The following is a 22,962-nucleotide window of genomic DNA, read 5'->3' on the forward strand; positions in this document are numbered from 1 at the left end:
CTGACTACCAAGAAGGAATCACCGTGACGAGGGACGAGGCCATGTTCTACGTGCAACGCGACGCCGAGGGCGGGTTGCTGCGAGTAGAAGCCGCTGCTTTTGACGAAAGTACCGAGACGTTGCCAGCCGATCACGCTGAAATTCAGGAGTGGTTTGCCGACGATGTGGTCGAGAACAGCCTTCGTCAGCTAAAGCAGAGCGACCTGGACATGATCCGGGTGCTTGAAGACTTGATCGAGGTGCTGACCACCAAAGGGGTGATCAGCATCACGGATTTGCCAGCTGGTGCGCAGTCCAAGCTGCTCAACCGCTCCACAGCGCGTAAGGCGCTGGGCAGTTTGACCAATCTGATCGAAGAAGAAGACGAGCAAGGGTTGATCTGAGGCCAAAGTCACCACACCCCGTGTAGGAGCGGCCTTGCGTCGCGAAAGGGCTGCGAAGCAGCCCCTAGATCTTTGCATCATGCAACATAGCTGGGGCTGCTTCGCAGCCCTTTCGCGACGCAAGGCCGCTCCTACACGGGATCGCGTGAGGTTTTAGCTCAGTTCAACACCCGCGCCGGCTCATCCGGCGGCAGGTTGCTGTGCCCACGCGGGCGCTGCGGCTTGCCCGGCACCGAGCCACCCAACTGATCAGCCAGCTGCTGCGCAACATCCTCACCCAGCGCTTTCGACACTTCACGCACCACGCGCGGACGGTTCAACGTCACGCGGCGGTCCTGGCCATTCACCAGCTTGGTGTCCTGCCCTTCACCCATGGCGGTGAACGCCGAGGTGATTTCGTACGTGCGGGTGTTGATCAGGCTGAAATCGGCCACCACGGTCAGGCCCAGCACCGCCGAATAACTGTCGGTGTGGTCCAGCGCGTTGGTGTCCTGCTGGAAGTCGATATCCGACAGCGTGCCGAACAGCACATAGTCGGCACCGGGGAACGCGCCGTTCTTGATACGGCGGATCACGTCGTAGACGTCTTCCTTGGAGGCTGCGGTATAAGGGCGGCCCTGCACCAGCTGGAACATGCCGGTCTTGAGGATCTCGCCCTTGATATCACCGCCAAACTTGCGCAGCTCGGTCTGTTCGATATAGCTGTTGAGGCTTTCGTACTCGCTGTAGCTCGCCTGGCTGCTGCCGTGATACAGGCTCGACTGCGAGCTGTTCTGGGCATTGACGGTGTGGATGTACTCCTCCACCTGCGCCTGGTAGGCGAGGTCGGTCACCGCCACCTTCGGGGCCGCCTGCGCGCCGAACGCGCAAGCCAGGCCAATGACTGCCATCCATGCACGCATTGATCAGCGCTCCGTGGTCTTGCGGATTTCTTTCTCGTCCATCCACTCGGCCAAGCCGCTTTCGACGTCGATCAGCTGCAGGCTGAACTTGTAGAACACGTCCTTGTAGTCGCTGCTGCGCTTGACGATGGAGCTGATCGAGCCTTCCAGTCGGTATTGCGCGGCGATCATGTTGCCGGTCTTGGCCACAGTGTTTTTCTTGTACAGGCCGCTCTGGTTTTGCAGCTTCAGCTGGTCGACCTGGCTCTGCATGGCGTTGTTGTCGCTGGCAAAGCGGGCGACGCCGCTCTTCATCAGTTGGGTCTTGATCGAGGTGGTGATTTCGCGGGTATCGATGTACTCGCTGGTCTTGTTCTTGACGTCGTACACCTGCACCACCGGACGGCCGCTGAGCACGCCGGACTGAGCCAGCGAGCGGGTCATGCTCTCGGCGATCATCTGCAGGTCGGTCGAACCGAACTCGTTGGTGACCAGCTCTACGGCCTTGTTGTCGCCGTAGCTGATGTTCTTGCCGCCCAGTACCGGCGACGGGGTGCTGCAACCGCTGACCAGGGCAATGGCGATGGCGGCGAGGGAAATGCGTGCAAACATGGGTCTTGCTCCTGAATGGGTTTACCGGGTGTGGACTTCGAGGCGGAAGTCAGTGGCTTGAGGCGTCGGCGCGATAGCCGGCAGGAACTTGGCCTGCTTGCCATACAGCGGCAGGGCCTTCCAGCTTTCTTCGTCGGCGACCGGGAAGCCGTCATCGCCCACCCAGGCGAAGCGGTAGAACAGGGTCTGGTTGCTGCGGCTGGTGTTGGTCAGCGCCACGTTGACGGTCAGAAACCCGTTTTCGCGGGCCACACGCATCTGGCCGATTTCAATGTCATCGAGCTGGCCCATGGTCACCACCTTGCTGGCGGCGCTGCCAGGGGCAGGCGGCGGCGGGGTGGCGCAGCCGGCCAGAAGGGCGGCGGCTGCCAGGGCGAGGCATGTTCTGCGCATGTTCGTTCCTTGAGGTTATTTGAGTGCGGCCACGGCCTGGGCCGGGGCTTGCGGAGCGACTTCGACAGCCGGGCCGCCAGCGAATACACGGTTGCCGACAACGCGCAGGCTGACCACCTGGTACGGGCGGTCGATCTTCACCTTCACTTGGGCGCCGCCGAGGCGGGTCGGCAGGCTTAGCTGATGCTCGCCGGGCGCCAGGCGCAGGCGTACGACCTGGGTCTGGTCGGGCAGGGTGCGCCAGGTGCGGGTGTCGGCACCTTCGACCACGGCCGAGGCCAGGCCCAGCACCAGGCCAGCCATGGGGTTGGTCTTGTTCAGGTTGTGCTGCGCCACGCCACGGCTGATGCCGCGCACGCTGGTGCGCAGGATGATGCCCGGCATGTCGTCACGCAGCGCGCGGCGCGACATGGCGTTGGTGCTGTTGAGCAAGGTCAGGGCCAGGGCTTTGTCGTCCAGGTAGATTTCGCTCAGCGGGGCGGTGGAGGTGTCGTCGCGGATGATCGGGAACGACAACGGCACGATCACCAGTTGGTTGTCGATGGGCAGTGGGAGCGGTACGCGGATGGAATCGCGGGCGGGCGCCAGGCCGCTTTGCACCACGACCAGCACGTCGCTTTCGCCGGGCTTGGCGCTGTTTTTATCCAGCGCCAGCAGGGCCTGGTCCAGCAACGGGGTGTTCGGGCGCAGCTCGGCGGCCTTGCGGTAGCCCGGCGCAGCCAGGCCTTTTTCGCCAAGGGCTTCGTAGACGAAACCGGACAGGTAATGGCTGAAGGCGCTCTGGTAGCTGTTTTTCAGGCTGACCACTTCAGGGGCGTCGAGGCTGGCGACCGGGTAACCCTGCAGGTCTTTGTATTCGGTCTTGATGCCTTGGCGCTCGGCGTCTTCTTCGCGCTTGAGGTATTCCTTGTCGCGCAGCTCGGCGATGACCGCTTCACGCTCGTGGGTCTTCTTGATTTCGGTACGCGCACCGTCGAAATCGTTCTGCGCCAGCAGGTTCAGCGCCATTTGCGTGCTGAGCATGACTTTTTCGTAGTCGTAGCCTTCGTAGCGGCGCACCTTGTCGTTGACCAGGTAGCTGCCGAACTGGCTCAGGTACTTGCCGGTGTCGAGCTTGACCGCGTCTTCCCACTGCAGCACTACGCTGTCGGCGGAAAGCCAGGCCAGCTGGCTGCCGACAAGGTCGCCCTTGGAGCGCAGCAGTTCGCCCTTCTCGAAGTAGTAGAGCAGGTCTTTCTGCTCACCCTTGTTGTTGCTTTCGAGCAAGGCCAGGGCGGCGTCGATATTGCCCGCAGCGAGCTGCTGGTTGGTTTCCTGCAGTTCGCTGTCGTAGCTGCGCAATACCGAACAGCCAGACAGCTGCACGGCGGCGAGCAGAGTCGCCAGGGTCAGAGCACGGGATACCATCGGACTTCATCATTCCCTGAATCGGTAGAGCCACGGGGGCGGGGCGGCAGTCCCTCTGGTTATTACCAGAACCTCTCGTTGGAGGGGCCTTGATCGCTACGGGCTATTTCGGCGGGGCGGAGTATACCTAAAGTGATGGCATTGAGATGGCCAGTCGCTTCCGAAATCCGAGTAGGAAACATCCGCCATTCCAAGGAATGAAATTTGTCTCAAGATTTTTCATGAAATCCCGCGGGCGAACCTTGAGTGGCCATGAACCTAAGTGAACAATGTTCACTTTCGTATCTGCATCGAGACTCGCCATGAAATTCCGTTTCCGTCTGCGCACGTGGCTGCATGCTTTGCTGCTTGGCCCGGTGCTGGCGCTGTGCAGCACCTTGGCCCAGGCCGAAGCGCCGGCCGACGCTACCAAGGCTTTGCACCTGCTCGATTACATCGGCGCCGACTACCCGCCGACGGTGGCTGGCGGCAAGGTGCTGGATGCCGGCGAGTACCGTGAGCAGGTCGAGTTCAGCGCGGTGCTTGCCGAGCTGGTCCAGGGCCTGCCGGCCCACGCCGAGCGTGCAGCGCTCGAGCAAGGGGTGCAGCACTTGCGCCAAGCCATCGAGCAACGCCAGGACGGGCCGCAGGTTGCCCGCCAGGCCCGTCAACTGGGCGCACGCCTGGCGGTGGCCTATGAAGTCAGCCAGGCGCCGGTGATTACCCCGGACCCGGCGCGGGGCGCTGCGTTGTATGCGCAGAACTGCTCGATCTGCCACGGCGACAGCGGGCTTGGCGATGGCCCGGCGGGTGTTGGCCTTGAGCCGGCACCGGCTAACCTGCGCAACGCCGAGCGCCTCGACCAGCTGAGCCTGTTCGACCTGTACAACACCCTTGGGCTGGGCATCGAAGGCACCGAGATGCCGTCGTTTGCCGACCAGCTCGACGAGCGCCAGCGCTGGGACGTGGCGGCCTACATCGCCAGCTTCACTGCAGACCCGCAGGCCGCCAAAGGTGAGAAAACCTGGAACATCGCCGAGCTGGCCCGGCAGACGCCGGCCGAGGTGGCCGCCAGCGAAGGCACCGCCAGCCTGGCTGCATTCCGTGCCCAGCGCGCGCAACCGCCGCAGGTGCAGCGTGGCCCGGCGCAACTGCTCGACTACACCGCCAGCACCCTGGACAAGAGCCTGGCGGCTTACCGCAGCGGTGATCACGACCAGGCGTATGATCTGTCGGTGGCGGCGTATCTGGAGGGCTTCGAGCTGGTTGAAAGCTCACTCGACAACATCGACACCCAGGCCCGCAGAGACACCGAAAAGACCCTGATGGCCTACCGCCAGGCGCTACAGGATGGTTTGCCCGTCGCCCAGGCCGAACAGCGCCTGGCCGTGGCCAAGGCCAAGCTCGAAGAGGCCGCCAAGTTGCTTGGCAGCGACGGCTTGAGCTGGTCGCTGAGCTACATCTCAGGCTTGCTGATTCTGCTGCGTGAGGGCCTTGAGGCGATTCTGGTGCTGGCGGCAATCCTGGCGTTCCTGCGCAACACCGGGCAGCAGTCGGCGGTGCGCAGCGTCAACATCGGCTGGGGCCTGGCGCTGGTCGCAGGTTTCGCCACTTGGGCGCTGGCTGCCTATGTGATCAACGTGGGTGGCGCCCAGCGCGAGCTGCTGGAAGGCTGCACCGCGCTGTTTGCGGCGGTGATGGTGCTGTGGCTGGGGGTGTGGATGCACGACCGGCGCCATGCGGCGGCCTGGCAGGATTACATCAAGAGCAGCCTGGTCAGCGGTGGCGGGCGCTTCGGCTTTGCCATGCTGGCGTTCTTCTCGGTGTACCGCGAGTTGTTCGAGGTGATCCTGTTCTACGAAACCCTGTGGTTGCAGGCAGGGCCTGCCGGCCACCAGGCGGTGCTTGCCGGTGGTGCCACGGCGCTGGTGCTGCTGGTGGGCCTGGCCTGGGTGATTCTGCGCGGCTCGGCGAAACTGCCGTTGTCGCTGTTCTTCAGCATCAACGCCGCGTTGCTGTGTGCGTTGTCGGTGGTGTTCGCCGGGCACGGCATCAAGGCGCTGCAAGAGGCCGGGGTGTTGGGCACGCGGCCGCTGGCGTTCTTTGAGTTCGACTGGCTGGGGATTCATGCCGATGCCTATTCGCTCAGTGCACAAGCGCTGGCGTTGCTGGCGATTGTGGTGCTGTACGGGCGTAGCTGGCTGGCCGAGAAGCGCCGCGGTCTTGCGTAGGAGCGGCCTTGTGTCGCGATGGGCTGCGCAGCAGCCCCAGCAATTCTGCAGGGTGCTCAGATCCTGGGGCTGCTGCGCAGCCCATCGCGACACAAGGCCGCTCCTACACGGACGCGTAAACGGCATCGATAGAGGGCTTGGCGAGGTCTGTAGGAGCGGGCTTGCCCCGCGAAGAGGCCAGCAGGCCGAGCCAAGTTGGCTGCCCTGACGCTAGCGCGCTGCACGGCGGGCTTGCCCGCAACGTGGCCAGGCCAGACACTAGTGCCCTGTGATTTGAAAAGCGGAACATGCCCAATGCGTATATGGATCGATGCCGACGCCTGCCCCAAGGCGGCCAAGGAACTGATCGTCAAGTTCGCCCTCAAGCGCAAGCTCGAAGTGGTGATGGTCGCCGGCCAGCCGCAGATAAAGCCGGCCTTCGCCTGCGTGCGGCTGATCGTGGTCCCCAGCGGCATGGATGCAGCCGATGACTATCTGGTAGAAAACGCCATCCCCGGCGAGCTTGTGATCTGCAGCGACGTGCCCTTGGCCGATCGGCTGGTAAAAAACGGTGTGGCGGCGCTCGACCCGCGTGGTCGCGAGTTCGACGAGCGCAACATGGGCGACCGGCTGGCCGTGCGTAACCTGTTCACCGACCTGCGCGAGCAAGGCCAGGTGGGGGGCGGGCAGCCGCCCTACGGCGAGCGCGAGAAGCAGGCCTTCGCCAACTCGCTGGACCGGATTCTGACACGCCTGTCGCAGCAATACCCCACCACAACGTCGGGCTCGCCGGAGTAGGCGGCAAGCCCGTGTGTGTCAGTCGTTCTCGTGGGTCAGTTCCAGCACCCGGTCGACCAGCTTGTAGATACCGCCCGCGGCATCGCTGATCGATTGAGCGGTCATGTAGGCCGGGGTGGTCACCAGCTTGCGCGGCACGTCCTCGACGATGTCGTGCACGTCGCACTCTTCGTGGGTGCCGCCCATCTTCACCACCGCGCCGGCGGTGTCGGCATCAGTACCGATGGTGCAGACCACCCCCGGGCCGTAGATCTTCGCGGCCAGCGCCGGCGAGATGCACATCATGCCGACCGGCTTGCAGTCAGCGGCGAACGCCTCGGCCAGGGCCAAAACGTCGGGGTTGACCGTGCAGTCGGCGCCCTTTTCGGCGAAATCCGACAGGTTCTTCGCCGCGCCAAAGCCCCCAGGCACGATCAGCGCATCGAAATCGTCGGCCTTGGCCTCGCGGATGTCCTGCACCTGGCCGCGTGCGATGCGCGCCGACTCAACCAGCACGTTGCGCGATTCTGGCATTTCTTCGCCGGTCAGGTGGTTGATCACATGCTTCTGCGCGATGTTCGGCGCAAAGCACTGCACCTCGGCGCCGCGCTGGTCGAGGCGCAGCAGGGTAATCACGCTTTCATGGATTTCGGCGCCGTCGTACACGCCGCAGCCGGACAGAATCACCGCAACTTTTTTCTTCATGCTCGTTACTCCCGGGGCGAGGCACTCAATGGCCTTCAGTTTGGCAGAGGTGGCCGCGTAACGCGTGCCCATGCTGCTTGGAACGCAAGCAGCGCGACGTGTTCAGAGTTTGCCTGCGACAGCCGGCAGGGGAGTGGCGCGGCTTATTGCGGGTCGCGGCCTTGGGGCGTGTCTTGCTGCTCGGCTGCCGCCTGTTCGGCCAGGCTTTGCTCGGCTGCCAGGCGCTCGGCGCGGCTGTTGCGGTAGCGGCGGCGCAGCCACAGGCCGAGGCCCAGCACCAGCAGCGCGCCCAGCACCCACAGCTCGTACTTCTTGATGCTGCCGAGCATGCCTTCGAGGATGGCGCCAAAGTGATAGGCGGCAAGGCCCAAGGCCAGCGCCCAGACTGCAGCACCGATACCGTTGAGCAGCAGATAGCGGCGCGGCGGGTAGCCCGACAGGCCGATGGCGACCGGCATTACCGTGCGCAGGCCGTAGACGAAGCGGAAGCTCAGCACCCAGATGTCCGGGTGGCGGCGAATGTGCTCGAGGGCGCGGTCGCCCATGGCTTGCCAGCGCGGCTTGCGGGCAAGGATCTTGCGCCCGTGGCGGCGGCCCATGAAGTACCACAACTGGTCACCGGCATAGCTGCCGCAGAAGGCGACTGCTACCACCAGCTTGATGTCCATGTATTCGCGGAACGCAAGAAAACCGGCCAGTACCAGGATGGTCTCGCCTTCGAAGAACGTGCCGAGAAAAAGGGCAAAGTAGCCGAAATCGTTCAGGAATTGTTGAAGCATTTTCAGGCGTGCTGGCGAAATGAACGCGCAGCCTACCCCTTCGCGGGCGTTGGGGAAAGTGTCGAAATGTGTCTCGACGTGAACAATTCCTACAAGGAGAATGACTGCGGCTACACGTCGCAGGGTTGCCTCAGGGTGTAACACAGGCGTCATAATGGCCGCTTATAACTGTCGCGCTAGCCCGCCTGCGCGGGCTCAGGAGTCTGCCGTGAGCTTTACCCCCGCCAACCGTATGTTTCCTGCTACCCGTTTGCGTCGCAACCGCCGGGATGAATTCTCCCGTCGCCTGGTTCGCGAAAACACCCTGACTGTCGATGACCTGATTCTTCCGGTATTCGTCCTCGATGGCGAATACCGCCGTGAAGAAATCCCGTCCATGCCAGGCGTCGAGCGCCTGTCCATCGACCTGCTGCTCGAAGCTGCACAGGGTTGGGTCGAGCTGGGCATCCCGGCGCTGGCGCTGTTCCCGGTCACCCCGGTTGAAAAGAAATCCCTGGATGGCGCTGAAGCCTGGAACCCCGACGGCATTGCCCAGCGCGCCACCCGCGCGTTGCGCGCGCGCTTCCCGGAGCTGGGCGTGATCACCGACGTCGCCCTCGACCCGTTCACCACCCACGGACAGGACGGGATCCTCGATGAAGAGGGTTACGTTCAGAACGACATCACCGTCGATGCACTGGTCCGCCAGGCGCTGTCGCACGCCGAAGCTGGCGCCCAGGTGGTAGCCCCTTCGGACATGATGGACGGCCGCCTGGGCGCGATCCGCGAAGCTCTGGAAGTGGCAGGCCACGTCAACGTGCGCATCATGGCCTATTCGGCCAAGTATGCCAGCGCCTACTACGGCCCGTTCCGCGATGCGGTGGGCTCGGCGTTGAACCTGGGCAAGGCCAACAAGGCCTCCTACCAGATGGACCCGGCCAACAGCGATGAAGCCCTGCACGAAGTGGCCACCGACCTCGCCGAAGGCGCCGACATGGTCATGGTCAAGCCGGGCATGCCGTACCTGGACATCCTCTACCGCGTCAAAACCGAGTTCAAAGTGCCGACCTTCGTCTACCAGGTCAGTGGCGAATACGCCATGCACATGGCCGCCATCCAGAATGGCTGGCTCAGCGAGGCTGTGATCCTCGAATCCCTTACCGCATTCAAAAGGGCAGGCGCCGATGGCATCCTGACCTATTTCGCCGTGCGTGCCGCTCAATTGATGAGAGGGCAGTAACGCCCTCAACAGGAACGTCAGATGAATAACGAAGTGCCAACCCCGGTCGCGAGCAAGGATGCCCTGGTGGTGCCTGAAGAAATGCTGCAGACCCCGCCAGACCTGCCAGCCGCCGCGGCGCCTGAGCCTGTGGTCGAAGCCCCGGCTCCGGCCCCTGCGCCCGCGATTGTCGTGCCGAGCCTGGACGACAGCAGCCTGTACATTCATCGCGAGCTTTCGCAGCTGCAGTTCAACATCCGCGTGCTGGAACAGGCGCTGGATGAGTCCTACCCGCTGCTTGAGCGCTTGAAGTTCCTGTTGATCTTCTCCAGCAACCTGGATGAGTTCTTCGAGATCCGCGTGGCGGGCCTGAAGAAACAGATCAATTTTGCCCGCGAACAGGCCGACGCCGACGGCTTGCAGCCGCACCAGGCGTTGGCGCGGATCAGCGAACTGGTGCACTACGAGGTGGATCGCCAGTACGCGATCCTCAACGATGTGCTGTTGCCGGAGCTGGAGAAACACCACATTCGCTTCATTCGCCGCCGCCACTGGACGCCCAAGCTGAAAAGCTGGGTGCGCCGGTATTTCCGCGACGAAATTGCGCCGATCATCACCCCGATCGGCCTCGACCCGACCCACCCGTTCCCGTTGCTGGTGAACAAGAGTCTGAACTTCATCGTCGAGCTCGAAGGCGTCGATGCCTTCGGTCGCGACTCGGGCCTGGCGATCATCCCGGCGCCGCGCCTGCTGCCACGGGTCATTCGGGTGCCGGAAGACGTCGGCGGCCCGGGTGCCAACTACGTGTTCCTGTCATCGATGATCCACGCCCACGCCGATGACCTGTTCCAGGGCATGAAGGTCAAGGGCTGCTACCAGTTCCGCCTGACCCGTAACGCCGACCTTGCGCTGGACTCCGAAGAGGTTGACGACCTGGCCCGCGCGCTGCGCGGCGAGCTGTTCTCGCGGCGCTACGGCGATGCGGTGCGCCTTGAGGTGGCCGATACCTGCCCGAAAACCCTGTCGGACTACCTGCTCAAGCAGTTCAGCCTGAGCGAGAGCGAGCTGTATCAGGTCAACGGCCCGGTCAACCTGACGCGGCTGTTCAGCATCACCGGCCTGGACAGCCACCCAGAGCTGCAATACACGCCATTCACCCCGGCGATCCCCAAGCTGCTGCAAAACGCCGACAACATCTTCAGCGTGATCAGCAAGCAGGACATCCTGCTGATGCACCCGTTCGAGTCGTTCACCCCGGTGGTCGACCTGCTGCGCCAGGCGGCCAAAGACCCGCATGTGCTCGCGGTGCGCCAGACCCTGTACCGCTCCGGCGCCAACTCGGAGATCGTCGACGCCCTGGTGGATGCGGCGCGCAACGGCAAGGAGGTCACCGCGGTGATCGAACTGCGCGCGCGGTTCGATGAAGAGTCCAACCTGCAGATGGCCAGCCGCCTGCAAGCTGCTGGCGCGGTGGTGATCTACGGCGTGGTCGGCTTCAAGACCCACGCCAAGATGATGCTGATTCTGCGCCGCGAGCAGGGCGAGATCGTGCGCTATGCACACTTGGGCACCGGCAACTACCACGCCGGCAACGCCCGCCTGTACACCGACTACAGCCTGCTGACCTCGGACGATGCCCTGACCGAAGACGTCGGCAAGCTGTTCAGCCAGTTGATCGGCATGGGCAAGACCCTGCGCATGAAAAAGCTGCTGCATGCACCGTTCACGCTGAAGAAAGGCATGCTCGACATGATCGCCCGGGAAACCCAGTTCGCCCTGGACGGCAAGCCTGCGCACATCATCGCCAAGTTCAACTCGCTGACCGATGCCAAGGTCATCAAGGCGTTGTACAAGGCCAGCCAGTCGGGCGTGCGTATCGACTTGGTGGTGCGTGGTATGTGCTGCCTGCGCCCAGGCATTGCCGGGGTGTCGCACAACATCCACGTGCGTTCGATCATCGGCCGCTTCCTGGAGCACACGCGGGTGTTCTACTTCCTCAACGGTGGCGAGGAGCAGATCTACCTGTCGAGTGCCGACTGGATGGAGCGCAACCTCGATAAGCGCGTCGAGACGTGCTTCCCGGTCGAGGGCAAGAAGCTGTTGCTGCGGGTGAAGAAGGAGCTGGAAGGTTACCTGACCGACAACACCCAGGCCTGGACCCTGCAGCCGGACGGGCGCTACGTGCGCAGCACGCCGACCGGCAACCAGAACCCGCGCAGCGCCCAGGCGACCTTGCTTGAGCGCCTGAGCAACCCGGTGTTGAACGTTCGCTAGGTGTGGGGCTTGATGTCGGTTTCAACAGCGCCGCGGTGTGTAGGAGCGGTCTCTGTGGGAGATTCCAGGTTTTGTGCAACCCTGTGATAGCCTCATCGCAGGCTATCGCCAGCTCCCACAGAGCTCGCCTATCCCCATATCGATGCCGTCTACGCGGTCAGTGTAGGAGCGGCCTTGTGCCGCGAAAGGGCTGCGAAGCAGCCCCAGAATCTGAGCACCCACCAGAATCGCTGGGGCTGCTTCGCAGCCCTTTCGCGGCACAAGGCCGCTCCTACACAATCAAAAGCGACTTGCCCGAAACCATAGAATCTCCCACGGGGTCTGAGTCAACCCACAATATCGAGGCTGGACAGATTCACTGTGGGAGCTGGCGATAGCCTGCGATGAGGTCATCACAGGCGTACCCAGCCTCGGGCTAAGGCCGCCTCAGCGAACGCTAAGCACAAACCCGACCCGCGCCAGCCACTCTGCCTCGTTGGCGAAGTCGGCCTGGGTCAGCGGGTGCTGCTCCAGCCAGCCATCCGGGAACACCACTTCAAGGCTGTTTTCTGCCGCCTGCAGCACCACCTTGGGCATCGCCTGGGTGCCACGGATATGGTGGAACAGAATGGCAAAGCGCAGCAGCACGCACAGGCGAATCAATTGCACGCCTTCGTCACCGAATTCGGCGAATTTGTCCTTGGGGATGTTGCGGCGGTGGCCGCGCACCAACAGCGACATCATCTGCTGATCTTCGCGGGAGAACCCGGAAAGGTCGGAGTGCTCGATCAGGTAAGCGCCGTGCTTGTGGTAGTGGTAATGCGCAATATCCAAGCCGACTTCGTGGATTTTCGCAGCCCAGCTCAGTAGATCGCGCCAGTTTCCGTCCTCAAGCCCCCACGCCTGCGCTACTTGGTCGAACGCGTGCAGCGCCTTGCGCTCAACCCTGGCGGCCTGGCCTTGATCAACGTGGTAGCGCTCCATCAACGAGTTCAGGGTGCGTTCGCGCACGTCTTCGTGGTGGTGGCGCCCTAGCAGGTCGAACAGCACGCCTTCACGCAGCGCACCGTCGCAGTGGTCCATGCGCGCCAGCTCCAGCGCATCGAAAATGGCTTCGAGGATGGCCAGGCCCGCCGGGAAAATCGCCCGACGGTCAGGTTTGACCCCCTCGAAGTCGATCTTGTCGGTCTCGCCCAGCTTGAACAGCTTGCGCTTGACCCATGCCAGGCCCTCGGCATTCACCTCGCCGTTGCCCAGGCCGCCGGCCTTGATGGCGGCGCCGATGGCGCGGATGGTGCCCGACGAGCCGATGGCTTCATCCCAGGTCAGGCGGTGCAGGGCGTTCTCGATGCTCATCAGCTCCAGGCGCGCAGCGGTGTACGCCTGGGCGTAGCGCGCCGGGGTCACCTTGCCATCGCGGAAATAGCGCTGGGTGAAGCTCACGCAGCCCATTTGCAGGCTTTCGCGCAGCAAGGGCTCGAAGCGCTGGCCAATGATGAACTCGGTGCTGCCACCGCCAATATCGGCCACCAGGCGTTTGCCGGGGTTGTCGGCCAGGGTGTGCGACACGCCGAGGTAGATCAGGCGGGCTTCTTCACGCCCCGAAATCACCTCGACCGGGTGGCCGAGAATGGCTTCGGCACGCTGGATGAATTCGTTGCGGTTGCGCGCTTCACGCAGGGCGTTGGTGCCGACGATACGCACGGCGCCTGCCGGCATGCCGTGGATCAGCTGGGCGAAACGCTTGAGGCATTCAAGCCCCCGCTCCATGGCTTCTTCACTGAGCTGGCGCTCTTCGTTGATGCCAGCGGCCAGCTGAACCTTCTCCCCCAGCCGCTCGAGAATGCGTATCTCGGTATGGTGGGCCTTGGCCACGACCATATGGAAGCTGTTGGAGCCCAGGTCGATGGCAGCGATCAGAGACAGGTTCTTCGCGGAGTTTTGCGGCATGGTCTGGATGTTCTCGGTCGGTAACCCGGCAATCGTGCCACGATCGCGGCCATACGCCAACGAGCGGCAGCGCAAGGCTTGATGCATGGCAATGTCATAGCAATGCTATGACAGCCATATGACAGTTTCGATTCGTGGCGTCTTGCACAACTATAGTTACACTCAATCGGCTGTGGCTTCCTGTCGAACGAGGGTGCAGCTATGATGGGCAACGTTTTTATGCTTACGACCTGGAGATTTCCATGAGCAGCGATCTTATCAAACACGTCACTGACGCCACCTTCGAAGCCGAAGTGCTCAAGGCAGAAGGCCCGGTGCTGGTCGACTACTGGGCCGAATGGTGCGGCCCATGCAAGATGATCGCTCCAGTGCTGGACGACATCGCCTCCACCTACGCGGGCAAACTGACCGTCGCCAAGCTGAACATCGACGACAACCAGGAAACCCCGGCCAAGCACGGCGTACGTGGTATCCCGACGCTGATGCTGTTCAAAAACGGCAATGTCGAGGCGACCAAGGTCGGCGCATTGTCCAAATCGCAGCTGGCCGCGTTCCTCGACGCCAACCTGTGATGTTGAAAAGGCCCCGCAAATGCGGGGCCTTTCTTTTATTGGCGTAGGAAATTTCTGCGACAGCGGTTCATCCCCAGAATACGGGGCCTGCTCGCAAAATGGCTGTAACGGCAGCGGCCAAAACCAGTAGACGTCGAAAAAAGCAAGTGTTACATTCGGCCTCGCACTGCTTCTCCAGTGCCCTCTGCACGCCGTCGCCGAAGCATCCCAATTCGAATCAGTACGCGATCTTGTCGCCATCTAGCGGCGCGGCCTCATTAAGCCAAAGGCTTGATTCCTCCCTTCTTACATGATTACGTCATTCCCCTTATGAACCTGACTGAACTCAAGCAAAAGCCGATTACCGATCTCCTGGAAATGGCCGAACAGGCGGGCATCGAAAACATGGCCCGTTCGCGCAAACAGGACGTGATTTTCGCCCTGCTGAAAAAGCACGCGAAAAGCGGCGAAGAGATTTCCGGTGATGGCGTGCTGGAGATTCTCCAGGATGGTTTCGGTTTCCTGCGCTCGGCCGATGCCTCCTATCTGGCCGGCCCTGACGACATCTACGTATCGCCAAGCCAGATCCGCCGTTTCAACCTGCGCACTGGCGACACCATCGTCGGCAAGATCCGCCCGCCGAAAGAAGGCGAGCGTTACTTCGCGCTGCTCAAGGTCGATACCATCAACTTCGACCGCCCGGAGAACGCGAAAAACAAGATTCTCTTCGAGAACCTGACGCCGCTGTTCCCGAACAAGCGCCTGAAGATGGAAGCCGGTAACGGTTCCACCGAAGACCTCACCGGCCGTGTCATCGACCTGTGCGCGCCAATCGGCAAGGGCCAGCGCGGCCTGATCGTCGCCCCGCCGAAAGCGGGCAAGACCATCATGCTGCAGAACATTGCGGCCAACATCACCCGTAACAACCCCGAGTGCCACCTGATCGTCCTGCTGATCGACGAGCGCCCGGAAGAAGTGACCGAAATGCAGCGCACCGTGCGCGGCGAAGTGGTTGCCTCGACCTTCGACGAGCCACCAACCCGCCACGTGCAGGTTGCCGAAATGGTCATCGAGAAGGCCAAGCGCCTGGTTGAGCACAAGAAGGACGTGGTCATCCTGCTGGACTCCATCACCCGTCTGGCTCGCGCCTACAACACCGTGATCCCGAGCTCCGGCAAGGTACTGACCGGTGGTGTCGATGCCCACGCGCTGGAAAAACCGAAGCGTTTCTTCGGTGCCGCTCGTAACATCGAAGAAGGCGGTTCGCTGACCATCATCGCTACCGCGCTGGTTGAAACCGGCTCGAAGATGGACGAAGTGATCTACGAAGAGTTCAAGGGCACCGGTAACATGGAACTGCCGCTGGACCGTCGTATCGCCGAAAAACGCGTATTCCCGGCCATCAACATCAACAAGTCCGGCACCCGCCGTGAAGAGTTGCTGACTGCCGACGACGAACTGCAGCGCATGTGGATTCTGCGCAAGCTGCTGCACCCGATGGACGAAATCGCCGCCATCGAGTTCCTGACCGACAAACTCAAGCAGACCAAGACCAACGACGAGTTCTTCTTGTCGATGAAGCGCAAGTAACCGCGCATCAGGCTGTAATCGGGGCTGCTTTGCAGCCCATCGCGGGGCGAGCCCACTCCTACACATAGTCTGTAGGGGCAGGCTTGCCTTGCGGTGGGGCGCGAAGCGGCCCCGATTCATTTACGGCCCAAAAAATGGCCGAACGGCGCTACACTCTGCCCCCCGACCGATACGCCCAACACGAGGCCCTTGCATGCAGTATCGCGACTTGCGCGACTTCATCCGTGGCCTGGAACAGCGCGGTGAACTCAAGCGCATCCAGGTTCCCATCTCCCCCGTCCTGGAAATGACCGAAGTCTGCGACCGCACCCTGCGTGCCAAAGGCCCGGCGTTGCTGTTCGAAAAGCCTGTCGGCTTTGATATCCCGGTGCTCGGCAACCTGTTCGGCACCCCCGAGCGCGTGGCCATGGGCATGGGCGCAGAGTCCGTCGAAGAACTGCGCGAAATCGGCAAGCTGCTGGCATTCCTCAAAGAACCTGAGCCGCCCAAGGGCCTCAAGGACGCTTGGTCGAAACTGCCGATCTTCAAGAAAGTCGTGTCCATGGCGCCAAAAGTGGTCAAGGACGCGGTGTGCCAGGAAGTGGTGGTGGAGGGCGATGACGTCGACCTTTCGCAACTGCCCATCCAGCACTGCTGGCCGGGCGATGTGGCGCCGCTGATCACCTGGGGCCTGACCGTGACCCGCGGGCCGAACAAGGACCGCCAGAACCTCGGCATCTATCGCCAGCAAGTGATCGGCCGCAACAAGGTGATCATGCGCTGGCTCAGCCACCGTGGCGGCGCCCTGGACTACCGCGAGTGGTGCGAAAAGAACCCCGGCCAGCCGTTCCCGGTAGCCGTGGCCTTGGGCGCAGACCCTGCGACCATCCTTGGCGCGGTCACCCCGGTGCCCGACACGCTGTCCGAGTACGCCTTTGCCGGCCTGCTGCGTGGCAACCGCACCGAGCTGGTCAAATGCCGTGGCAGCAACCTGCAGGTGCCCGCCACTGCCGAGATCATCCTTGAAGGCGTGATCCACCCCGGCGAAGTGGCCCCGGAAGGCCCCTACGGCGACCACACCGGTTACTACAACGAGGTGGACAGCTTCCCGGTGTTCACCATCGAGCGCATCACCCACCGGCAAAAACCGATCTACCACAGCACCTATACCGGCCGCCCGCCTGATGAGCCGGCCATTCTCGGCGTGGCGCTGAACGAGGTGTTCGTGCCGATCCTGCAGAAGCAGTTCCCCGAGATCGTCGACTTCTACCTGCCGCCGGAAGGCTGTTCGTACCGCATGGCGGTGGTGACCATCAAGAAGCAGTACCCAGGCCACGCCAAGCGCGTGATGCTGGGTGTTTGGTCGTTCCTGCGACAGTTCATGTACACCAAGTTCGTTATCGTTACCGACGACGACGTAAACGCCCGCGACTGGAACGACGTGATCTGGGCCATCACCACGCGCATGGACCCCAAGCGTGATACGGTAATGATCGAAAACACCCCGATCGACTACCTCGACTTTGCGTCGCCGGTGTCGGGCCTGGGGTCGAAGATGGGCCTGGATGCCACGAACAAATGGCCGGGCGAGACTACACGCGAATGGGGTCGCGTCATCGTCAAGGACGAGGCCGTCACCCGCCGTATCGATGAGCTGTGGGATCAGTTGGGAATAGATTGATGCAGGTAACGTTGCAGCCGTCCGGGGCGGTATTGGCAGTCGAACCGGGCGAAAGGATTCTGGATGCGGCGCGGCGCTTGGGCTACGACTGCCCAAGCAGCTGCCGCAACGGCAATTGCCATGTCTGCGCCGCGCTGCTGGTCGAAGGCCGCGTGCGCCAGGAAGGCCAGGAGCGTGATCACGGCGAGCTGTTCACCTGCATCGCCGAACCCTTGGAAGACTGCGTGCTGCTGTGGGACGGCGTGCTGGCCCTGGGCGAGCTGCCAGTGCGCCGGCTTGCCTGCAGCGTCAGCGAATGTGTCGACGTGGGTGGCGATGTCTGGCGCGTGCGCCTGCGCGCCCCGGCTGGCAAGCCGCCGCGCTATCACGCCGGACAATACCTGATGATCGAACGAGACAGCGCGTCCAAGGCCGCGTTCTCGCTGGCCTCGGCACCCCATGCTGGGCGCGACCTCGAACTGCACGTACTGGCCCGCGACAGCAGCGCCGTGCAACTGATCGAGCAGCTGCAGCGCGATGGCCTGGCGCGGGTCGAGCTGCCATTTGGCGATGCCCACCTGGCCGAGCTGCCGGACGGCCCGCTGGTGCTGATCGCCGCTGGCACCGGCATGGGCCAGATGCACAGCCTGGTCGAGCACTGCCGCGCCCAGGGCTTCAAGCACCCCGTCCACCTGTACTGGGGCGTGCGCCGGCCCGAAGACTTCTACACCATCGAGCACTGGCACGAGTGGAAGCAACTGCCCAACTTGTTCCTGCACAAGGTGGTCAGCGACCTGTGCGCCTGGGAAGGGCGCTGCGGCCTGCTGCACGAAGCGGTCTGCGAAGACATCGGCGACCTTAACCAGGTGCATGTGTATGCCAGCGGCTCGCCGAACATGGTCTACGCCACCCTCGACGCGTTGGTCGAGGCCGGCATGGATGCGCACCGCATGCGTGCTGACGTATTTGCCTACGCCCCGCGCGGTTGAACACACACCCGGCCTCGCGCAACGCCTGGCCGGGTTTTATAACTGCGCTATCCAGTTGTGAATATATAACGCGCATGCTTGCCGAACAGGTTAATACTCTTTGCCCGCTGCGCAGCAGTGCATGAAAGTTTGTTTCCGGGGTTGAGCATGCAGTGCCTTTGCCTTAGCTTAGGCATCAGGCCCTCGGCGGCGCAGGCCCGCTCCCACGGCCTGCGGCAGTATCCTTGCAGTTCACAGGAATAATGGCGGCAGCCTATGTCGACACTTGAAAGTTCATCCTGGCAAATTACCTATCCGCCGTCGCTGGACTTCGGCGAACAGTTGACCCCCGAGCAACTCCAACACTCCATGCAAGCGACCATGTCGCAACATACCGGTGGCCCGGTATGGCTGTTTGCATATGGTTCGTTGATCTGGCGGCCAGAATGCAACTCGGTCGAGCGCCAGCGGGCAAGGGTGCATGGTTTCCATCGCGGCCTGTACCTGTGGTCCCATGAACACCGTGGCACCCCGGAATGCCCGGGGCTGGTCTTCGGCCTCGACCGCGGCGGCTCGTGCAGTGGCTTTGCCTACCGGTTGGACGAAAGCAACCTGGACGCCTCGCTCATGGCGTTGTGGCAGCGCGAGATGCCGTTCCCGGCCTATCGCCCGCACTGGCTCAGTTGCCGCCTGAACGACGGCAGCAAAGTGCAGGCACTGGGTTTTGTGCTGGAGCGCCACTTGCCGTGCTATGCAGGCGACCTGCCGGACACCTTGCTGAGCCAGATTCTGGCCAGCGCCAAAGGCCGCTACGGCACCACTCGCGAGTATGTCGAACAAACCCTGAATGCCCTGCGCAGCCACCAGATGCCTGACCGCAATCTAGAGGCGCGCTTCAGGCGTTGCCACTCCCTGCGCGAGGTGTAGGCAAGCGCCTAGCGGTGCAGCCAGCTCAGGAAACCGCCCTTCTTCACCTGCGCCGGGCGCTGCGCCAGCAGTGATTCGCGGCTGTGCTGCCGATACAGCTGCAGCTTGGTCAGCGCGGCTTTCACCTCGCCGCGTGCCGCCAGGCAACTGCGCACCTGCTCCTTGTCGATGCGATACAGCAGGCAACTGGTCAGGGTGCGGAATTCGGCCAGCGAGTTTTCTTCATCCACCAGCCCCTCGATGCCCAGCACCTCACCCGGCCCCATACGGCCTGCCTCCAGCAACTGCTCATCCTTGCGCACCGAGGCCTGAACCACGCCGCTGCCGATCAGCAGCAGGTGGTCGGCGTTATCGCCGATCTCCAGAATCACCTGGTCTGCCAAATACTCCACGGCGGTCATGCGCTGGCTCAAGGCATCGCGCTCCTCAGGGCTGAGCGAGCGGAACACGCGCACGTCGTCGAGCAACTCGCGCTGGCGGCTGCGCGGTGCGGACGCCACATCGACGTTCCACAAGATGCCACTGGCCTCCAGATGCCGGTGGGCAAGGTCGAACAGTTGGTTACGCACCTCGTTTTTCAGCGCCATGTCGGCGATGAAACCGCTGGCTTCGTACTCCACCGACTCAAGTGTCGAGGCCTTGACCGTAACTTTCGGTGCCGGCGTGGCGAGTAGCGCGCTGGTGCCTTGCAGGGCTTTTTCCAGGGCGTCGAACACCCGCCGTGGCCGTATCTTGGCCGGCACCACCACGCTGATCGTCACCCCATGGCGGTCGGCCGGGCGGCTGTGGTTGAGCAGCCGGGCCTTGGCGGCCACTGAGTTGGGCACCACCGCCAGGCTGCCGCTGGCGGTGATCATGCGGGTGGCGCGCCAGTCGATATCCAGCACCTTGCCTTCGGTGCCATCAATGGAGATTGAATCGCCAATCTGGTAGGGCCGCGTGGTGTTGAGCACGATGCCGCTGAACACATCGCTCAGCGTGCTCTGCAACGCCAGGCCGATGACAATGGCCATCACCCCGGAGGTGGCGAGCAGCCCTTTGACTGGCAGTTGCATCACATAGGCCGCCGCCGCCACCACGGCCACCAGAAAGATCAGCGCGCCGAGCACATCCTGCAGCAGGCGCCCGCCATGGCTGCCACGCGCCACCAGCAGCAGCCCGAACACCACCGTCACAGTCCGCGCCGCGAACAGCCACCAGGCAATTGCCAGCACCGTGCCCATGAAGTTGCGCGCCACATCATCGGCCCACGGCGGCGGCTGCAACGGGCTCATGCCAGCGGCCAGCAGCACTGTGCTGAACACCACGAAGATCGCCAGCCGCGTAGCGATCCGCCAGGCTCGGCGGTCGAGCGGGATCAGTTGCCACAGCAACAGGTCGAGAGCAAGCAGGCAGAAGCCGAGCAGCAAGGGGTAGGACTGGATCAAGGCCAGCATGGGCGTTCTCGGTGAGGGAGGGCAGGTGGGTAGTAATAGAGCAGGTTGTCGCAGGAGGCAAAGGGATTGATCAAACGTGAGGCCGCTCTTTTCATGACGGCAACGCCGGCCTGAACGGAAGCGCACCCAAGGGGGCTCCCGTGAGTCCAAGGAACGTTCAAGCTCCAGATATCCCATGTCCCCACCTGAAACCCTCAAGATCTGCCGGCCTTCAGGGTTTCGCTTTTGTGCGTCTGAATATCTAGCGCTACATAAAGTTTGCGACCACCGCCAACACACCGCCTGACCAAAACAGGCTGTTAGCTAGCAGTAGTATTATTCTCAAGTTTTTCGGGAAGTTTGCTATGTCCGCGGGGTCCAGTTTATTTTTGCGAATGTGGAGGTTCTTTATCGGCCAGAAAATCACCCCCGAGACCATGGTGGTTATGTGAAATCGGCCCCGATAACTGTTGGCATCCCACATCAGAAAACTGATCTGCAACCAATAGCTACTCGGTAACGCAGCGACCAAGGCCTCAAAGTGTGTGGATCTTGCAACCCACGCATGAGTACCTAACCCGGCAAGCATCAGTAGCCAAGGCACTAGCTGCACTACCAATTCGGGCCGCCAGAAATAATTGATGGCTCGGTCTGCTCATAGATCAACTCCCCCATGCTTTCGCCTTTGCTCATTCCGTACATGCTTCCCAGCAAAGACCCTGCACCGACGCTGATGACGCCACAGGTCAAAGCTCCCGCGGGGCCCAAACCCATGCAGACTACGGCGGCGACCCGTTTTCCGATGAACCCACCTGCTGCGCCTCCGCTCAATCCACCTGCAAAAATCCCCGCCTCGGTGAATCTGATTTTCTTGCACTCATCTGTTTCCCCAGCTCGGCAAACGTCCTGGATTTTTAACGCAGATGAAGCGCCTCCCACGATAATTCCAACGCTTGCGCCATGCTTCAAGTAGTTCGACACCTTGGCTAGCTTATCCAGGTGGGTAGCGTAGCCTGGGATCTGGCCGGGCCCGCCGGCTTTGCTCCAGTGGTGAACAAGGCTCTTGCTCGATATCCCCAGGTCACGGCGTAGCGTTTCGTGACTTCCCAACTTCATGCTTTTTTTCAGGAATGTTATTTCCAACTGGGTACTGAGCTTCTTGAAAAGCTGTTTACGCGTGGTGAAGAACTCGGGGTTTTTCAGGTTTCCGTGTTTACGAAACTGCTGTTGATGCAGCTCTTCGATGTGACGAAGTGTGTTCTGAAGATCTTCAAGCGACCTGGCCAGCATCGCTTGTGTAACGCCCATCGCCAGGCTCGCGTCGCCGAGCAAGCCTGCAATCTCTGCCTGGTGGCGCATCATGAAGTTGGCTTCTTCAGGAGTAAGGCTGGCCAACGAAGTACGTGCATGTTCAGCCGCTGCCATCAGCTGCGCTTCTTCCCGCGTGCAGCTGTTTTGGCTGTCGGGGGCGCCTATCACGAAGATCTCACCTGCCTTGAAGCCAAGTTCGAACGTGGGGTTCAGCATCTTGAGCCGGGAGATGGGCAGTGAAGCTTGCTGCCCGAGTAACTCGCCCAGGACCTCGGGGCCAGACATGCTGCGCGGCACGACAAAAAACCTGGCTCCAGCGTGCCCAAGGGAGCGGCAACCGCATGCGGGTTTAGTTGATGAGGCTGCGCAGTACGGCCCTGGGCATTTGGGGTAACGGGCGTGCTCTGATTGAGCGGCGCAATCACCCGGTTACTGCCACCCGGGCACGCGCAGGCGACCCGTGCGCCATCCATCGCAACCTGGCGACCCTCGGATGTAAACCAGGGCACGCCTTCATCGATGGTACCGGGCTGGCCGCAGGCTGGGCATTCGGTTGTCCGGTCACCTTTGCGCAGCACGTAGCGAGAGTCGCTCTGGTAGAGCCTCCCGCTGGCGATACAGGTTGCGCCGGTGGTGGTGAAGTCACCGTCCAGCGCCTGCCCTTTGCCTCCAAGATCGACTCGCTTCATGCAGGTTAGTCCCCGTGAAACCGAGGAACTTACATCCCGGGAAGCCGGATTTGGGCGGGCTGAGGGTGATTGGGAAATGCCTTACGTAACTTGAGGACTGTTCACCCATACCAGGGAGCCCATCACCTGATCCCCCTTCCACAAGCGTCCCAGCTGAAGTCGGCTTGCCGACAATGTCGGCTTTAAGCCACTCGCGCATGTCGTTCCAAAAAATCAGAACGCTAAAGCCAATTTTCGCAGTCTACCGCCGCTACAGGTGCAAAGCTGCTCTTGCAGACTGAAACGGTGCGCGCTTGCCCACAAGATCATGGGAGCCTTCTGACATGAGCCTCAGAACCACGGGGC

The 22,962-nt window shown here is 62.3% G+C and carries 20 protein-coding genes; 10 read left to right on the forward strand and 10 right to left on the reverse strand.

All coding sequences use genetic code 11. The features are described 5' to 3' along the window. Positions 1-41: 41 nt before the first annotated feature. The gene (locus tag HU719_RS12920) at positions 42-383 is read left to right on the forward strand and encodes a tryptophan synthase subunit beta (protein WP_186520870.1); all 342 of its coding nucleotides are present in this window, start codon (positions 42-44) and stop codon (positions 381-383) included. 158 nt (positions 384-541) lie between these two features. Here HU719_RS12920 and HU719_RS12925 read toward each other — a convergent pair whose 3' ends face one another. Genes HU719_RS12925 through HU719_RS12940 form a run of 4 tightly spaced genes read right to left on the reverse strand, consistent with a single transcriptional unit; the run spans position 542 to position 3,676 of the window. Beyond that, complete coding sequence (locus tag HU719_RS12925; RefSeq protein ID WP_186520868.1) at positions 542-1,285, reverse strand: penicillin-binding protein activator LpoB; 744 nt, start codon at positions 1,283-1,285, stop codon at positions 542-544. A 3-nt stretch (positions 1,286-1,288) separates the two neighbouring features. After that, positions 1,289-1,876, reverse strand: a complete 588-nt coding sequence (gene lpoB, locus HU719_RS12930; RefSeq protein ID WP_186537382.1) for a penicillin-binding protein activator LpoB — start codon at positions 1,874-1,876, stop codon at positions 1,289-1,291. 21 nt (positions 1,877-1,897) lie between these two features. Beyond that, positions 1,898-2,269: a YcfL family putative periplasmic lipoprotein gene (locus HU719_RS12935; protein WP_186520866.1), complete on the reverse strand. Its 372-nt coding sequence runs from the start codon at positions 2,267-2,269 to the stop codon at positions 1,898-1,900. Positions 2,270-2,284: 15 nt separating this feature from the next. Next, a complete protein-coding gene (locus HU719_RS12940; RefSeq protein ID WP_186537383.1) occupies positions 2,285-3,676 on the reverse strand; it encodes a COG3014 family protein in 1,392 nt (463 codons plus the stop codon). 269 nt (positions 3,677-3,945) lie between these two features. Here HU719_RS12940 and HU719_RS12945 point away from each other — a divergent pair, with 269 nt between their 5' ends. Then, entirely contained in the window at positions 3,946-5,886 is a 1,941-nt protein-coding gene (locus HU719_RS12945; protein ID WP_186537384.1) for a cytochrome c/FTR1 family iron permease, read from the forward strand. Positions 5,887-6,180: 294 nt separating this feature from the next. After that, positions 6,181-6,663: a YaiI/YqxD family protein gene (locus HU719_RS12950; RefSeq protein WP_186537385.1), complete on the forward strand. Its 483-nt coding sequence runs from the start codon at positions 6,181-6,183 to the stop codon at positions 6,661-6,663. 18 nt (positions 6,664-6,681) lie between these two features. On the opposite strand, the gene elbB is transcribed toward HU719_RS12950, so the two are convergent. Together elbB and HU719_RS12960 are read right to left on the reverse strand one after the other, a co-directional pair. Continuing rightward, complete coding sequence (gene elbB / locus HU719_RS12955) at positions 6,682-7,347, reverse strand: isoprenoid biosynthesis glyoxalase ElbB (RefSeq protein WP_186520862.1); 666 nt, start codon at positions 7,345-7,347, stop codon at positions 6,682-6,684. 143 nt (positions 7,348-7,490) lie between these two features. After that, the gene (locus tag HU719_RS12960) at positions 7,491-8,126 is read right to left on the reverse strand and encodes a DedA family protein (RefSeq protein WP_186537386.1); all 636 of its coding nucleotides are present in this window, start codon (positions 8,124-8,126) and stop codon (positions 7,491-7,493) included. A gap of 208 nt (positions 8,127-8,334) precedes the next feature. On the opposite strand from HU719_RS12960, the gene hemB reads away from it, so the two are divergent. Both hemB and ppk1 read left to right on the forward strand, forming a co-directional pair. Continuing rightward, a complete protein-coding gene (gene hemB, locus HU719_RS12965; RefSeq protein ID WP_186537387.1) occupies positions 8,335-9,345 on the forward strand; it encodes a porphobilinogen synthase in 1,011 nt (336 codons plus the stop codon). A 21-nt stretch (positions 9,346-9,366) separates the two neighbouring features. After that, the gene (gene ppk1, locus HU719_RS12970) at positions 9,367-11,598 is read left to right on the forward strand and encodes a polyphosphate kinase 1 (RefSeq protein WP_186520859.1); all 2,232 of its coding nucleotides are present in this window, start codon (positions 9,367-9,369) and stop codon (positions 11,596-11,598) included. Positions 11,599-12,024: 426 nt separating this feature from the next. Here ppk1 and ppx read toward each other — a convergent pair whose 3' ends face one another. Continuing rightward, entirely contained in the window at positions 12,025-13,527 is a 1,503-nt protein-coding gene (ppx, locus tag HU719_RS12975; protein ID WP_186520869.1) for an exopolyphosphatase, read from the reverse strand. 242 nt (positions 13,528-13,769) lie between these two features. On the opposite strand from ppx, the gene trxA reads away from it, so the two are divergent. From trxA to HU719_RS13000, 5 genes are all read left to right on the forward strand, one after another. Then, positions 13,770-14,099, forward strand: coding sequence for a thioredoxin TrxA (trxA, locus tag HU719_RS12980; protein ID WP_186520858.1), 330 nt, complete (start codon positions 13,770-13,772; stop codon positions 14,097-14,099). A 309-nt stretch (positions 14,100-14,408) separates the two neighbouring features. Beyond that, positions 14,409-15,668 carry a transcription termination factor Rho gene (gene rho, locus HU719_RS12985; protein WP_186520857.1) on the forward strand — a complete coding sequence of 420 codons (1,260 nt, stop codon included), beginning with the start codon at positions 14,409-14,411 and terminating at the stop codon, positions 15,666-15,668. A 193-nt stretch (positions 15,669-15,861) separates the two neighbouring features. Then, positions 15,862-17,328, forward strand: coding sequence for a 4-hydroxy-3-polyprenylbenzoate decarboxylase (ubiD, locus tag HU719_RS12990; protein ID WP_186535909.1), 1,467 nt, complete (start codon positions 15,862-15,864; stop codon positions 17,326-17,328). Beyond that, positions 17,328-18,296, forward strand: coding sequence for a CDP-6-deoxy-delta-3,4-glucoseen reductase (locus tag HU719_RS12995; protein WP_186535910.1), 969 nt, complete (start codon positions 17,328-17,330; stop codon positions 18,294-18,296). The genes ubiD and HU719_RS12995 overlap by 1 nt, the downstream gene beginning before the upstream one ends. 255 nt (positions 18,297-18,551) lie before the next feature. Then, positions 18,552-19,202, forward strand: a complete 651-nt coding sequence (locus tag HU719_RS13000) for a gamma-glutamylcyclotransferase (protein ID WP_186535912.1) — start codon at positions 18,552-18,554, stop codon at positions 19,200-19,202. Between the two features lie 8 nt (positions 19,203-19,210). Here HU719_RS13000 and HU719_RS13005 read toward each other — a convergent pair whose 3' ends face one another. The 3 genes from HU719_RS13005 to HU719_RS23770 form a co-directional block, all read right to left on the reverse strand. Further along, positions 19,211-20,638 (reverse strand): mechanosensitive ion channel family protein, encoded by a 1,428-nt coding sequence (locus tag HU719_RS13005; protein WP_186535913.1) that lies wholly within the window; start codon positions 20,636-20,638, stop codon positions 19,211-19,213. A gap of 591 nt (positions 20,639-21,229) precedes the next feature. Next, the gene (locus tag HU719_RS13010; protein WP_367616447.1) at positions 21,230-22,225 is read right to left on the reverse strand and encodes a hypothetical protein; all 996 of its coding nucleotides are present in this window, start codon (positions 22,223-22,225) and stop codon (positions 21,230-21,232) included. Next, positions 22,138-22,617, reverse strand: a complete 480-nt coding sequence (locus HU719_RS23770) for a PAAR domain-containing protein (RefSeq protein ID WP_367616448.1) — start codon at positions 22,615-22,617, stop codon at positions 22,138-22,140. The genes HU719_RS13010 and HU719_RS23770 overlap by 88 nt, the downstream gene beginning before the upstream one ends. Positions 22,618-22,962: the final 345 nt, after the last annotated feature.

The organism is Pseudomonas farsensis (assembly GCF_014268805.2).
GTDB classification, from domain to species: Bacteria; Pseudomonadota; Gammaproteobacteria; order Pseudomonadales; family Pseudomonadaceae; genus Aquipseudomonas; species Aquipseudomonas farsensis.

Excerpts from the sequence above, each read along its gene's own strand:
- HU719_RS12920 (WP_186520870.1), top strand. The coding sequence starts at position 42 with ATGTTCTACGTGCAACGCGACGCCGAGGGCGGGTTGCTGCGAGTAGAA.
- HU719_RS12925 (WP_186520868.1), bottom strand. The coding sequence starts at position 1,285 with ATGCGTGCATGGATGGCAGTCATTGGCCTGGCTTGCGCGTTCGGCGCG.
- lpoB (WP_186537382.1), bottom strand. The coding sequence starts at position 1,876 with ATGTTTGCACGCATTTCCCTCGCCGCCATCGCCATTGCCCTGGTCAGC.
- HU719_RS12935 (WP_186520866.1), bottom strand. The coding sequence starts at position 2,269 with ATGCGCAGAACATGCCTCGCCCTGGCAGCCGCCGCCCTTCTGGCCGGC.
- HU719_RS12940 (WP_186537383.1), bottom strand. The coding sequence starts at position 3,676 with ATGGTATCCCGTGCTCTGACCCTGGCGACTCTGCTCGCCGCCGTGCAG.
- HU719_RS12945 (WP_186537384.1), top strand. The coding sequence starts at position 3,946 with ATGTTCACTTTCGTATCTGCATCGAGACTCGCCATGAAATTCCGTTTC.
- HU719_RS12950 (WP_186537385.1), top strand. The coding sequence starts at position 6,181 with ATGCGTATATGGATCGATGCCGACGCCTGCCCCAAGGCGGCCAAGGAA.
- elbB (WP_186520862.1), bottom strand. The coding sequence starts at position 7,347 with ATGAAGAAAAAAGTTGCGGTGATTCTGTCCGGCTGCGGCGTGTACGAC.
- HU719_RS12960 (WP_186537386.1), bottom strand. The coding sequence starts at position 8,126 with ATGCTTCAACAATTCCTGAACGATTTCGGCTACTTTGCCCTTTTTCTC.
- ppk1 (WP_186520859.1), top strand. The coding sequence starts at position 9,367 with ATGAATAACGAAGTGCCAACCCCGGTCGCGAGCAAGGATGCCCTGGTG.
- ppx (WP_186520869.1), bottom strand. The coding sequence starts at position 13,527 with ATGCCGCAAAACTCCGCGAAGAACCTGTCTCTGATCGCTGCCATCGAC.
- trxA (WP_186520858.1), top strand. The coding sequence starts at position 13,770 with ATGAGCAGCGATCTTATCAAACACGTCACTGACGCCACCTTCGAAGCC.
- rho (WP_186520857.1), top strand. The coding sequence starts at position 14,409 with ATGAACCTGACTGAACTCAAGCAAAAGCCGATTACCGATCTCCTGGAA.
- ubiD (WP_186535909.1), top strand. The coding sequence starts at position 15,862 with ATGCAGTATCGCGACTTGCGCGACTTCATCCGTGGCCTGGAACAGCGC.
- HU719_RS12995 (WP_186535910.1), top strand. The coding sequence starts at position 17,328 with ATGCAGGTAACGTTGCAGCCGTCCGGGGCGGTATTGGCAGTCGAACCG.
- HU719_RS13000 (WP_186535912.1), top strand. The coding sequence starts at position 18,552 with ATGTCGACACTTGAAAGTTCATCCTGGCAAATTACCTATCCGCCGTCG.
- HU719_RS13005 (WP_186535913.1), bottom strand. The coding sequence starts at position 20,638 with ATGCTGGCCTTGATCCAGTCCTACCCCTTGCTGCTCGGCTTCTGCCTG.
- HU719_RS23770 (WP_367616448.1), bottom strand. The coding sequence starts at position 22,617 with ATGAAGCGAGTCGATCTTGGAGGCAAAGGGCAGGCGCTGGACGGTGAC.